The sequence below is a fragment of the Streptomyces akebiae genome, from assembly GCF_019599145.1.
Taxonomy (GTDB): Bacteria; Actinomycetota; Actinomycetes; order Streptomycetales; family Streptomycetaceae; genus Streptomyces; species Streptomyces akebiae.
In genome coordinates this window covers 8,531,248-8,543,154 of record NZ_CP080647.1, presented here as the reverse complement: position 1 = coordinate 8,543,154, position 11,907 = coordinate 8,531,248, and the positions used below count along the sequence as shown (strand labels likewise).

Sequence of the window (11,907 nt, the reverse complement as noted above, 5' to 3'; positions counted from 1 at the left end):
GCGGCAACCTTGCGCGCCGACGCAAGATCGTTGCGTTACTCGCGGGTGCGCGAAGGTTCGTTGCACGGCCGGTTCAGACTCTTGTCCGCCTTCGAAGCAAGGGGACCGCAGCGAACCCAGGGGCGCGGGGAACTGCGCGACAAGCCACGACGAACCCGCACCCGCCAACTCACAGGTCCCCCCGAGCTCTCAGGCGCTCCTAACTCCAACTCGCGTGCAACGGCTTGCCCTCCGCGTACCCCGCCGCACTCTGGACCCCGACGACCGCCCGCTCAGCGAACTCCTCCAACGACCCGGCCCCCGCGTACGTGCAAGAAGACCGCACTCCCGCGATCACCGAGTCGATCAGGTCCTCGACGCCGGGCCGCGCCGGATCCAGGAACATCCGCGACGTCGAGATGCCCTCCTCGAACAGCGCCTTGCGCGCCCGGTCGTAGGCCGACTCCTCGCTCGTGCGGTTACGGACCGCCCGCGCGGACGCCATTCCGAACGACTCCTTGTACAGCCGGCCGCCGGCGTCCTGCTGCAGGTCGCCCGGTGACTCGTACGTCCCCGCGAACCACGACCCGACCATGACGTTGGACGCGCCCGCTGCCAGCGCCATGGCGACATCGCGGGGGTGGCGCACACCCCCGTCGGCCCACACGTGCTTCCCGTACTTCTTCGCCTCGGCCGCGCACTCCAGGACGGCGGAGAACTGCGGCCGTCCGACCCCGGTCATCATGCGGGTCGTGCACATCGCGCCGGGCCCGACACCGACCTTGACGATGTCCGCACCGGCCTCGATCAGGTCCCGTACGCCCTCGGCGGCGACGATGTTGCCGGCCACGATCGGTACCCGGGGGTCGAGGTCGCGCACCAGCTTGATCGCGTTGATCATCGACTCCTGGTGGCCGTGCGCGGTGTCGATGACGAGCGTGTCGACGCCCGCGTCGAGCAACTGCTGGGCCTTGCCCACGAAGTCACCGTTGATGCCGACGGCGGCGGCCACGCGCAGCTTGCCGTCGGCGTCGACGGCGGGGCTGTACAGCGTGGCGCGGAGCGCGCCCTTGCGGGTCAGGATGCCCGCGAGACGGCCGTCCTTGTCGACGGCGGGCGCGTACCGGCGGTTGGCCGTGTCGAGCCGGTTGAAGGCCTCACGGGGGTCGATGTCGGCGTCGAGGAGCAACAGGTCCCGGGACATGACGACTTCGAGCTGGGTGAAGCGGTCGACGCCGGTGAGATCCGCGTCGGTGACGACGCCGACGGGCCGGAGCGCCTCGTCGACGACGACGCCGGCGTTGTGCGCGCGCTTCGGCAGCAGGGCCAGCGCGTCGGCGACCGTCTGGTGGGGGTTCAGCACGATCGGGGTGTCGAGGACGAGGTGGCGGCTCTTCACCCAGGAGATGACGTCGGTGACGACCTCGATCGGGATGTCCTGCGGGATGACCACCAGGCCGCCGCGGCGGGCGACCGTCTCGGCCATCCGGCGGCCCGCGATGGCGGTCATGTTGGCGACGACGAGCGGGATGGTGGTGCCCGTGCCGTCCGGGGAGGCCAGGTCCACTCCCTGCCGCGATCCGACGGCGCTACGGCTCGGGACCATGAAGACGTCGTCGTACGTCAGGTCGTACGCGGGCTGGATGTCATTGAGGAAACGCACGTGCCGCACATCCCAGTCGATCAGAGGTGACCCCCTGACAGGACCGCCAGGGGGAAGAGCACGTACTTCATTGTCCCATGTCGGCGGGTACGACCGGCCCCGACGGATCGTCCAGAGGGGCGGTGGGCGGCCTAGGAGGATCCTCCGAGAGCGAGCACGATCCGCAGCTCGGCGCCGGTGCCGTGCCGGTCGTCGGCGTCTGCGAACACCTCCGCGGCGAGGGCGTCCCCGTTCCGGCCGAAGTACTCGGGCAGATCGAAGGCGCGGGCACAGCGACCCACGAAGGCGGGCTTGTCGGTGACACCGCCGAGCTCCGGCCGGATGTGCGCCCGGCCGCCGGCGCCCACGGATGCCGCGACCAGCCATGCCGAACCCGCGGCACTCCCCCGCCCCCGCTCCGCTTGACCACGCACCCCCGTCACCCGCGGAGCGCTACGGTCCGTCAGGGTCCGCCCGGTTGAGTGCCGGACGCGGCGTCTGCCCGGCCGTCAGCAGGTAGTCCGCCGCCGAGGTGTCCGTGACGAGGCTGGTCACCAGCCCGGAGCGCAGGACTGCGTCGATCGCGGCCGCCTTGCGCTGCCCGCCCGCGATCGCGACGACCTCGGGGATCCGGCGGAGCTGGTCGGCCTTGACCGTGATGCACCGCTCGCCGAGGTCGCGCCCGACCCGGCGGCCGTCGGCGTCGAAGAGGTGCGCCGACATCTCGGCGGCGACCCCGAGGGAGGCGTAGTGGCCCCGCTCCTCGTCGCTGAGCATGTCGTGCACCGTGGAGATGCCGGCCTCCCAGGAGCCGATGGAGACACAGGCGACGGTGACCTTGTCGAAGTACTCGAAGGCCCGCGCGATCCCGGTCTGGTGGCGCAGCGCGGCAGCCGTGGCCGCGTCCGGCAGCAGCATCGGCGCGTAGATGGGGTGGGCGTCGCCGCCCGACACCTGCGCGGCCCGCCGTACCGCCTCGACCGAGCCGCGCTCCGCGGTCCCGGCGTCGTACACCCCGGTCAGCTGCACCACCGTGCAGGGCGGCAGCCGGTCGAGAGCGGCCGCCATGTGGATGGTGGAGCGGCCCCAGGCGAGGCCGAGCACATCGCCCTCGTTGACCAGTTCGCCGAGCAGGTCCGCGGCGACCTCGCCGAGATTCTCCGGATCGGGCGACTCCTCGGCGTCGGCCGGGGACTCCACGACCACGGCGTGCCGCAGGCCGTACCGGGCGCGCAACGCGTCGGAGCGCTCCGCGTCCAGTTCCGCGGGGACGCGGATCTCGATACGTACGAGATCCCGCTCGAGGGCGGTCTCCAGGACCCGGGCCACCTTGAAGCGGCTCACGCCGAACTCCTCGGCGATCTGGATCTTGGACTTGCCCTCGAGGTAGAAGCGGCGAGCCATGGCCGCCGCCTGTACCAGCTCAGCGGGTCCCATCCGCATAGCTGATCGGCCCGCCGACATACCCGACACGGCCATCTCCTCACTGCTCTTCACACATGGATACGCCGTTCATCCTTGCAGATCCGGCGTTTTCGATCAGCCCGAAGGAAAGCCGTTCACGTTTCCTTGGCCCTCTGGACGCACGACGTGCCCCGCCCGCCTCGGCGTTCGCACGGCCGTACCGCCGTGATTCAGTGGCCGCAGGCCCAGCCGGCGGTCGCCGTCACGGCCTCCGCCCGCGCCCGCAGCGCCCGCACCGCCTCGGCCGGATCCTCCGCCCCGTACACCGCGGAACCGGCGACGAAGACGTCCGCGCCCGCCTCGGCGCAGCGCTCGATGGTGGACTCGGCGACGCCGCCGTCGACCTGGAGCCACAGGTCGAGGCCGTGCTTGCTGATCAACTCGCGGGTCCGGCGGATCTTCGGGAGCATGATGTCGAGAAAGGCCTGGCCCCCGAAGCCCGGTTCGACCGTCATGATCAGCACCATGTCGAGCTCGGGCAGCAGGTCCTCGAACGGCTCGATCGGCGTCGCGGGCCTGAGCGCCATGGAGGCCCTGGCACCCTTGGCCCGGATCTCACGGGCGAGCCGCACCGGTGCGGCAGCCGCCTCCGCATGGAAGGTGACGGACCCGGCACCCGCTTCCACGTACTGAGGCGCCCACCGATCGGGGGCCTCGATCATCAGATGGCAGTCCAGCGGCGTCTCCGTCGCACGGGCCAGGGACTCTACGACCGGCACACCGAGCGTGAGGTTCGGGACGAAATGGTTGTCCATCACGTCTACATGGAGCCAGTCGGCTCCCTCGACCGCCTTCGCCTCGTCGGCGAGACGGGCGAAGTCGGCGGACAGGATGCTGGGGTTGATCTGCGCGGCCATGGGCCAAGACTGCCATGCCCTCCAGGGGTTGCGGGCATCGGTACCGCGTGGGAACGGTGGTATCTCGGCCGCGGACCCTCGGTGGTCGCTCGCACAGTTCCCCGCGCCCCTCTCGGGATGCGGCTCTGGAGGTGGGCATGACAGGCAAGCGGGGCATCGGGCATCTCGTCTGCGGGCGGCGCGCCAAGTGGGTCGTGCTGGGTCTGTGGCTGGTGGTGCTGTTCGTGGTGGCGCCGTTCGCCACGAAGCTCACCGACGCACAGGACAACGACGCCGCCTCGTGGCTGCCGGGCTCGGCGGAATCCACCCAGGTCCTGGAGATCTCCGAGGGCTTCCGGCCCGAGCAGATCCCGGCCGTGGTCGTCTACGCCCGGGAGAGCGGTCTGACCGCCGAGGACCGGGCGACGATCGAGGCGGACGTACGGGAGCTCAAACAGCTGACCGACCACAAGATCATCGGTGAGCAGACCCGTGGCCCCGTCTACGACCGCGCCGTCGACCCGAGGGCCGCCCAGGTCTACGTGCCGATCACGATGGACGAGAAGGGCTGGGAGCGGATCGCACCCGCAGTGGACTCGATCCGGGATGACGTGGGTGAGGGCGGCGACGGGCTCGCCGTGCACATCACGGGTCCGGGCGGTACGTCAGCCGACTTCTCCGAGGCGTTCGAGGGCATCGACTCCACGCTGCTGCTGTCGGCGATGGCCGTCGTGATCGTGATGCTCCTGCTCACCTACCGCAGTCCGACCCTCATCCTGGTGCCGCTCCTCGCGGTCATCGCCGCCCTGTTCACGGCCCAGGCCCTGATCTATCTGCTCGCCGAACACGGCGGCTTGACCGTGAACGGCCAGAGCGCGGGCATCCTCACCGTCCTCGTGTTCGGCGCGGGCACCGACTACGCCCTGCTGCTCGTGGCCCGCTACCGCGAGGAGCTGCGCCGTCACGAGGACCGCCATGAGGCGATGGCCCTCGCCCTGCACCGGGCGGGCCCGGCCGTGCTGGCGTCCGGCGCGACGGTCGTGCTGAGCATGCTGGTGCTGCTGGCCGCCGAGATGAACTCCACGAGCGGCCTGGGCCCGGTGGCGGCCATCGGTGTCGCGATCGCGCTGGTCGCGATGATGACGCTGTTCCCCGCCCTGCTGGTGATCTTCGGCCGCTGGATCTTCTGGCCGGTGATCCCGCACCTCGGCAGCGCCGACCCGACCGAGCGTGGTGTGTGGGCCCGGATGGGCAACCGTTTCTCCCGCCGCCCCCGCACGGTCTGGGTGGCGACGGCGGCCGCCCTCGCGCTGTGCTCGCTCGGCCTGATCCAACTGCGCGCGGAGGGCATCAGCAACGCCGACGCCTTCACCGGCAAACCGGACTCGATCGTCGGCCAGGAGGTCTCCGCACGCTACTTCCCGGCGGGCAGCGGTGATCCCCTCGTGATCATCAGCAACCAGGAGCAGGCCCGGGAGGTGGGTCGGGTCGTCGCCGACACGGAAGGGGTCGTGCCGGACTCGCTCGGCCTGCCGCCCGGCACGAAACCCGCCCACGAGGGCCGGGTCCTCTTCGAGGCGACCATGTCCGACCCGGCCGACAGCGAGGCGGCGAAGCAGACCGTGGAGCGGGTCCGGGACGCCGTGCACGCGGTGCCGGACGCCGACGCCCAGGTGGGCGGCGGTACGGCGGCCCTGCTGGACATGGACGAGGCGACCACCCATGACAACATCCTGATCATCCCGCTGGTGCTGCTCGTGGTCCTGCTGATCCTCTGTGCCCTGCTCCGCGCCCTGATCGCCCCGCTCCTGCTGATCGGGACGGTGATCCTGTCCTTCGCCGCCGCGCTGGGCATCAGCGCGCTCGCGTTCAGACACCTCTTCGACTACGCGGGCGAGTCGACCGACTTCCCGCTGTTCGTCTTCGTGTTCCTGGTCGCCCTGGGCATCGACTACAACATCTTCCTGACCACCCGCATCCGCGAGGAGGCCACCCACCAGGGCACCCGTAAGGCCGTGGTGACGGGTCTCGCGACGACCGGCGCGGTGATCACCTCAGCCGGCCTGGTCCTCGCCGGCACCTTCGCCGCCCTCGCCACGCTCCCCATGGTCGCCTTCGCCGAGATCGGCTTCGCGGTCGCCCTGGGCGTGCTCCTGGACACCTTCGTCGTCCGCTCCGTGCTGGTCACGGCCCTGTTCCTGGACATCGGCCCGAAGGTGTGGTGGCCCCACCGACTGGCCCGGGAGGACGGCGGCACACCGCCGCCGCCACCGAGGCAACCGGCGGGCCGCGCCGCGGGGCCGGACGGCTGACGGGGTGGAGCGTCAGGCGACCCGGCGGATGAGGGCCAGATACATGGCGTCCGTCCCGTGCAGATGCGGCCACAGCTGGACGTCGGGCCCCTCGCCCAGCGCCGGTACGCCCTCCAGCAGGGGCCGCGCGTCGATCAGCTCGGCCGCGCCGCCGTACTGCTTCAGCACGTCGTCGACGACCGCGCGGGTCTCGGCGAGATGGGGCGAGCAGGTGGCGTAGCCGACGACTCCCCCGACCCGCACGGACTCCAGCGCGGTCCGCAGCAGGGCCCGCTGGAGCGGGCCGAACCCGTCCAGGTCCTCGGGCCGCCGCCGCCAGCGGGCCTCGGGGCGCCGCCGCAGGGCACCCAGCCCCGTACAGGGCACGTCCATCAGCACCCGGTCGAACGTCCCCGGCCGCCAGGGCGGGCGGGTCCCGTCGGCAGTGATGACCTGGTAGGGCCCCGGATTGCCGTCGAGCGCCTTGGCGACGAGCCCGGCCCGGTGCGGCTGCTTCTCGGAGGCGAGCAGCACGGCCCCGCGCTCGGCGGCGAGGGCGGCGAGCAGGGCGGCCTTGCCGCCGGGCCCGGCGCACCCGTCGAGCCACGCCTTGTCGGGACCCTCCAGCAGGGCGTGGGCGAGGGCGAGGGCCACCAGCTGGCTGCCCTCGTCCTGCACCCCCGCGCGTCCTTCCCGTACGGCGTCCACGGCACCCGGCTCCCCGCCCTCGGAGAGCCGCACGGCGTACGGCGACCAGCGCCCCGCCACCGCGGCCTCCTCCCGAAGGAGTTCCTCGGCGGTGGATCGTCCGGGCCGGGCGACCAGGGTGACCTCGGGCCGCTCGTTGTCGGCCTCCAACAGATCCTCGATCCCGGCGCGCCCGCCACCGAGGGAGTCCCACAGTGCGGAGACGACCCAGCGGGGATGCGAGTGCACGACCGCGAGATGGTCCTCCGGGTCGTCCTCGTAGGGCGGCGCGACCCGCTCCAGCCAGCCGTCGAGGTCGTGCCGCGCGACCTTGCGCAGCACGGCGTTCACGAACTTGGCCCGCCCGTCGCCGAGCACGACGCGCGCGAGGTCGACGGAGGCGGACACGGCGGCGTGCGTCGGGATCCGCGTGCCCAGCAACTGGTGCACACCGAGGCTCAGCACATCGAGCACCGGCGGGTCGACCTCGCGCAACGGCCGGTCCACGCACTCCGCGATGACCGCGTCGTACGTCCCCTGCCGCCGCAGCGTCCCGTACACCAGCTCGGTCGCCAGCGCCGCGTCCCGCCCGTCGAACTTGTCGGGCCCCTCCTTCTCCCGCGCCCGGCGCAGCAGCGGCGGCAGAACGAGGTTCGCGTACGCGTCCCGTTCGTCCACGGCCCGGAGCGCCTCGAAGGCGAGCATACGGACGGGGTCCTTCTGGGGACGGCGGTACGGTTTGCCCGGCTTACGCGGACGGGACTGCTCACTCACGAAAAAGGTGCTCCGGATACGGGATGAGATACCACGGCCAGGGTACGCCGCGGGCGCGGACCACCCTGCGTCGGCCGTGTGGACCTACGGGCAGGTGGCGAGGGGATCGGAACGGGATGGTTCAGTCTCCGACCGACTCGCCGGACTCGATCCGCACCCCGCGCGCCCAGTCGGCGGCCCGCATCGGCTTCTTGCCCTGTGCCTGGACCCAGAGCAGTTCCACGGCGTACGACCCGGTCCCGACGTACACGTGGTTCTTGCCGGCTTCGAGCGCGCGCGGCGCCAGTTCGGTCCGCTCGGGCACCGGCACGACCTGGACGAGCTTCAGCCGCTCCCCACGGAACGTCGTCCACGCGCCCGGCGCGGGCGTGCAGCCGCGCACGACCCGGTCGACGCGCAGCGCGGGCGTGGCCCAGTCGATCCGGGCGTCCTCCACGGTGATCTTCGGCGCGAGCGTGATCCCGTCGACGGGCTGGGGCACGGCCTTCAGGGTCCCGTCCTCGATCCCGTCCATCGTGGCGGCGAGCAGCCCGGAGCCGGCGAAGGCGAGCCGGGTCAGCAGATCCCCGCTGGTGTCGGTCGGCCGGATCTCCTCGGTGACCGTCCCGTACACCGGCCCGGAGTCGAGCCCCTCCTCGATGAGGAAGGTGGACGCTCCCGTGATCTCGTCCCCGGCCATGATCGAGTGCTGCACCGGAGCGGCGCCCCGCCAGGCGGGCAGCAGGGAGAAGTGCAGGTTGACCCAGCCGTGGACGGGCACGTCGAGGGCGACCCGGGGCAGCAGGGCCCCGTAGGCGACGACGGGACAGCAGTCGGGCGCGATCTCCCGGAGCCGCTCGAGAAACGCCTCGTCCCGGGGCCGGTGGGGCTTCAGCACCTCGATGCCGGCCTCCTCCGCCCGCTGCGCCACCGGGCTCGCGACCAGGTGCCGCCCCCGCCCCGCCGGCGCGTCCGGCCGCGTCACGACCGCGGCCACCTCATGCCTCCCCGACGCGATCAACGCGTCCAACGCGGGAACAGCGACCTCTGGGGTACCGGCGAAGACAAGCTTCATGGATGTCTGACGGCCTCTCGGACGGAAGTTCGTACGCCCCCACGCGACAACGAGGGACAACGCCCCAGTCTATGGTCCGCACTCCACACGAGCGCCCCGCCCGCCCCACGGCGCCCCACGGCCGCCAACGACGAAACAGCCCCACCGCCCAGCGGTAGCAGGGGCGCACCCCGACCCACGCGCCCCACGCATATGCTCCCGCGCCCCCACCCCGTTACCAGCGGAGCGAATTCGCGTTGGTCAAGAAAGAGTTGACCGATACGCGCCGCAATCGCGGCACCTCCCTTTTTTCAACGCCGGTTCGAGAGGCTTGTTCATGGCCGACCACGCAACCCACGACGCCCAGGCTCGGGCCAGCCTGCACTTGCTGGTGCGGGACATCGAGCGGGTCCGCCGGCAGGTGGACGCACTGCGCACCCTCACCGCCCAGTTGGGCAACGTCTACCGCCCGCGCCGCTCCGGCCCCTCCACGGGCTTCGTCGTCTACGGACGCGCCCCCGCCCCGACCGTCCGCCTCGCCCAGGAGCTGCGGGACAGTGTCGAGACCCTGGTCACGGCGGCCGTGGACTTCGACCGCTCACTCGGTTTCTCATGGGACGCGGTGGGCTCGGCCCTCGGTGTCACCAAGCAGGCCGTACACCGCCGTTACGGCGCCCGCCGCGCCGCCGCCCAGGCCGCTGCGGAAGCGGAACGCACGGGGGATTCCCAGGGCACCCGCACCGTCAATGTCGGCTCCGGCATTCCCACGGTCCCGGCGGCCCGCTCCATGCCCGCCCCCCTGCCCGCCCCGGTGCCCGCGCACATGCCGACCCAGCCGACGTCGGGCAGCCCCACCCTCCGCGACGACGTGAGACCCACGGCCTTCCCCGGCCCGCGCAACGGCTGAACCGCCCGAACACGTCTGCCTCCCGGTCCCCGACCGGGAGGCAGACCTCTGCTGCGAGTGCTGCGAGCTGCCCGGCCCGCATCGCTCACCCGATGTCCGAAGGATCCATCCGGATCCGCACGCGAGCCCCTTCAGGCACCCCGCGTGCCATCCGCGCCGCCTGCGCCCTCTTCAGCGCACCGGCCAGCGCCGCCCCACTGCCCGGCGGCACCCGGATCAGCGCACGCTCCCACTGCTCCGCCGTCACCGGCGCCGCGGGCCGCCGAGTTCTTCCCCCACCCGCCGCAGGACCGGCACCAGAACCGGGGACCGTCGGCCCGGCCACGGGCACGGGCCCCAACACCTCGGCGTCCGGCGGCAGTTCGACCGCGGCCAGGAAATCGACCACGGCCTCGGCCGGCCCCGACACGGCGGCCATCCGCGACACCGGGGGAAAGCCCAACTCGGCCCGTTCGGCGAGTTCCCGCACCGCGTGCCCCACGGGATCCCACCGCACGAGCGCCTGCACGGGCCGTAGGGTCGGCTCGGCGACCACGACGACCGTGCCGCCGGCCCCCTGGCTGCGCACCAGCGCCGCGGCGCCGATCCACCGCCGCAGCGCGTCCTCCCCGGCCCGCAGGTCGGGCCGCCCGAGCATGGCCCAGCCGTCGAGCAACAGGGCCGCCGCGTACCCGCCCTCCGCGACCGGTTCGGCCCCGGGCGTACTCACGACCAGCGCGGGCGTGCCCGGCACGGTGTCGAGCACCTGCTCCCGGCCGGAGGTCCGCACGGGCACGGCGGGAAAGGCCCTCCCCAGTTCCTCGGCGGTCCGCCGCGCCCCCACGACCTGTGCCCGCAGCCGGTGGCCCCCGCACTCGGGGCAGTGCCAGCCGCCCTCCTCACGCCCGCACCATCCGCACCGCAGCGCTCCGGTGCCGTCGCGCGCCTCCAGCGGTCCCGCACAGTGCCGGCACCGCGCGGGTTCACGGCACCGCGCGCAGGCCATCCGCGGCACGTACCCGCGCCGGGGCACCTGCACGAGCACGGGCCCGTCCCGCAACCCGTCTCGCGCGACCTGCCAGGCGAGACTCGGCAGCCGCGCCGCCCGCGCCGCCTCGTCCCGCGCGAGGTCCGCGTCCCCCACCGTCCGCACCAGCGGCGCGGCGGCCCGTACCTGTTCCCGGCCGGCCACGATCGGCGCGGCCCAGCCACTCTCGACGAGCTGGGCGGCCTCGACCGTGCAGGTCCAACCCCCCAGCAGGAAGCCGCACTTGTCCCGGGAGGCCCGTAGCTCCAGCACCTCACGCACATGGGGAAAGGGGGCGTTGTCGTCACTGTGACTCGCGTCGCCGTCGTCCCAGACGACGACCAACCCGAGATCCCGGACCGGCGCGAACATGGCCGCCCGGGTCCCCACCACGGCCCGTACGGCCCCCCGCCGCACGGCCAGCCACTCCCGGTACCGCTTCTCCTGCCCCGCGTCGGCGGTCAGCAGCGCATGCCGCCCCTCCCCCAGCAGCTGCCCGAGCGCCTCGTCGACCCGCGCGGCGGGCCGCCCGGCCGGTACGACGACGATCGCCCCGCGCCCCGACGCCAGCGTCGCCTGCACGGCCCGTGCGATCTCCTCGGCCCACTCCGGCCCCGGCAACGCGGTCCACACGGCCCGAGGCGTGCCCCCGGCGGCCAGCGCCCGCAGAAACTCCTCCCCGCGCCCGTACCGCAGCCACGACCGCGGCTCGGGCGCGACGGGCGGGGGCGCGGGCTCACCCGTCTGGGCCGCCTCCGCCCGGCCGTGCCGGGGCGGAACCGCCAACTGCAGCACATCGGCGAGGCTCCCCGCGTACCGGTCCGCCACGGCCCGCGCCAGCCCCAACAGCTCGGGCCCCAGCACCGGTTCCGGGGAGACGACCTGCGCGAGCGCGGCCAGGGGCCCGGAGTAGTCCGACTCGGCGACCCGCTCGACGAGGAACCCGTCGATCAGCGAGCCGCCCTCGCGCCGTCCCTCACGAACGTTCCGCCCCCCGGCACCGAACCGCACCCGCACCCGCACCCCCGGCTGGGCGACCGCGTCCAACTCCTCGGGCACCGCGTAGTCGAAGTACCGGTCGAGATGCAGCACACCCTTGTCGACGAGCACCCGAGCGACCGGCAGCTCCTTGGCCAGCGCCGCCCCCCGCCAGGTCCGCGGCTTCGCCCGCGGCACCTTGGCCTTCCGCACAGCCTCGCGAACAAGAGCCAGCTGCTCCGGCTCCCCGTCCCCCGCCGCGCCCCCGCCCCTCGTCCCATCCTCGCTGCTCACACCCCCATCCTCCCAA

The 11,907-nt window shown here is 72.9% G+C and carries 9 protein-coding genes; 2 read left to right on the top strand and 7 right to left on the bottom strand.

The window, feature by feature from the left end; all coding sequences use genetic code 11:
* Positions 1-199: 199 nt before the first annotated feature.
* The 4 genes from K1J60_RS37095 to rpe all read right to left on the bottom strand — a co-directional run bounded on the left by K1J60_RS37095 (position 200) and on the right by rpe (position 3,942).
* Positions 200-1,642: a GuaB1 family IMP dehydrogenase-related protein gene (locus tag K1J60_RS37095; RefSeq protein WP_220650028.1), complete on the bottom strand. Its 1,443-nt coding sequence runs from the start codon at positions 1,640-1,642 to the stop codon at positions 200-202.
* Positions 1,643-1,773: 131 nt separating this feature from the next.
* Complete coding sequence (locus K1J60_RS37090) at positions 1,774-2,055, bottom strand: barstar family protein (RefSeq protein WP_259408073.1); 282 nt, start codon at positions 2,053-2,055, stop codon at positions 1,774-1,776.
* Positions 2,056-2,074: 19 nt separating this feature from the next.
* Entirely contained in the window at positions 2,075-3,118 is a 1,044-nt protein-coding gene (locus tag K1J60_RS37085; protein WP_033532547.1) for a sugar-binding transcriptional regulator, read from the bottom strand.
* A 137-nt stretch (positions 3,119-3,255) separates the two neighbouring features.
* On the bottom strand, positions 3,256-3,942 hold the full coding sequence (gene rpe, locus K1J60_RS37080) for a ribulose-phosphate 3-epimerase (protein WP_033532548.1): 687 nt from the start codon (positions 3,940-3,942) through the stop codon (positions 3,256-3,258).
* Positions 3,943-4,079: 137 nt separating this feature from the next.
* On the opposite strand from rpe, the gene K1J60_RS37075 reads away from it, so the two are divergent.
* Positions 4,080-6,233, top strand: a complete 2,154-nt coding sequence (locus tag K1J60_RS37075) for an MMPL family transporter (RefSeq protein ID WP_220650027.1) — start codon at positions 4,080-4,082, stop codon at positions 6,231-6,233.
* Positions 6,234-6,245: 12 nt separating this feature from the next.
* Here K1J60_RS37075 and K1J60_RS37070 read toward each other — a convergent pair whose 3' ends face one another.
* Together K1J60_RS37070 and fmt are read right to left on the bottom strand one after the other, a co-directional pair.
* Positions 6,246-7,673, bottom strand: coding sequence for an RsmB/NOP family class I SAM-dependent RNA methyltransferase (locus tag K1J60_RS37070; protein WP_220650026.1), 1,428 nt, complete (start codon positions 7,671-7,673; stop codon positions 6,246-6,248).
* Between the two features lie 121 nt (positions 7,674-7,794).
* Positions 7,795-8,727: a methionyl-tRNA formyltransferase gene (gene fmt, locus K1J60_RS37065; protein ID WP_220650025.1), complete on the bottom strand. Its 933-nt coding sequence runs from the start codon at positions 8,725-8,727 to the stop codon at positions 7,795-7,797.
* Positions 8,728-9,043: 316 nt separating this feature from the next.
* Between fmt and K1J60_RS37060 the strand changes: the two genes are divergently transcribed.
* Positions 9,044-9,613: a hypothetical protein gene (locus K1J60_RS37060; RefSeq protein WP_220650024.1), complete on the top strand. Its 570-nt coding sequence runs from the start codon at positions 9,044-9,046 to the stop codon at positions 9,611-9,613.
* A gap of 85 nt (positions 9,614-9,698) precedes the next feature.
* On the opposite strand, the gene K1J60_RS37055 is transcribed toward K1J60_RS37060, so the two are convergent.
* Positions 9,699-11,891 (bottom strand): primosomal protein N', encoded by a 2,193-nt coding sequence (locus K1J60_RS37055; protein ID WP_220650023.1) that lies wholly within the window; start codon positions 11,889-11,891, stop codon positions 9,699-9,701.
* Positions 11,892-11,907: the final 16 nt, after the last annotated feature.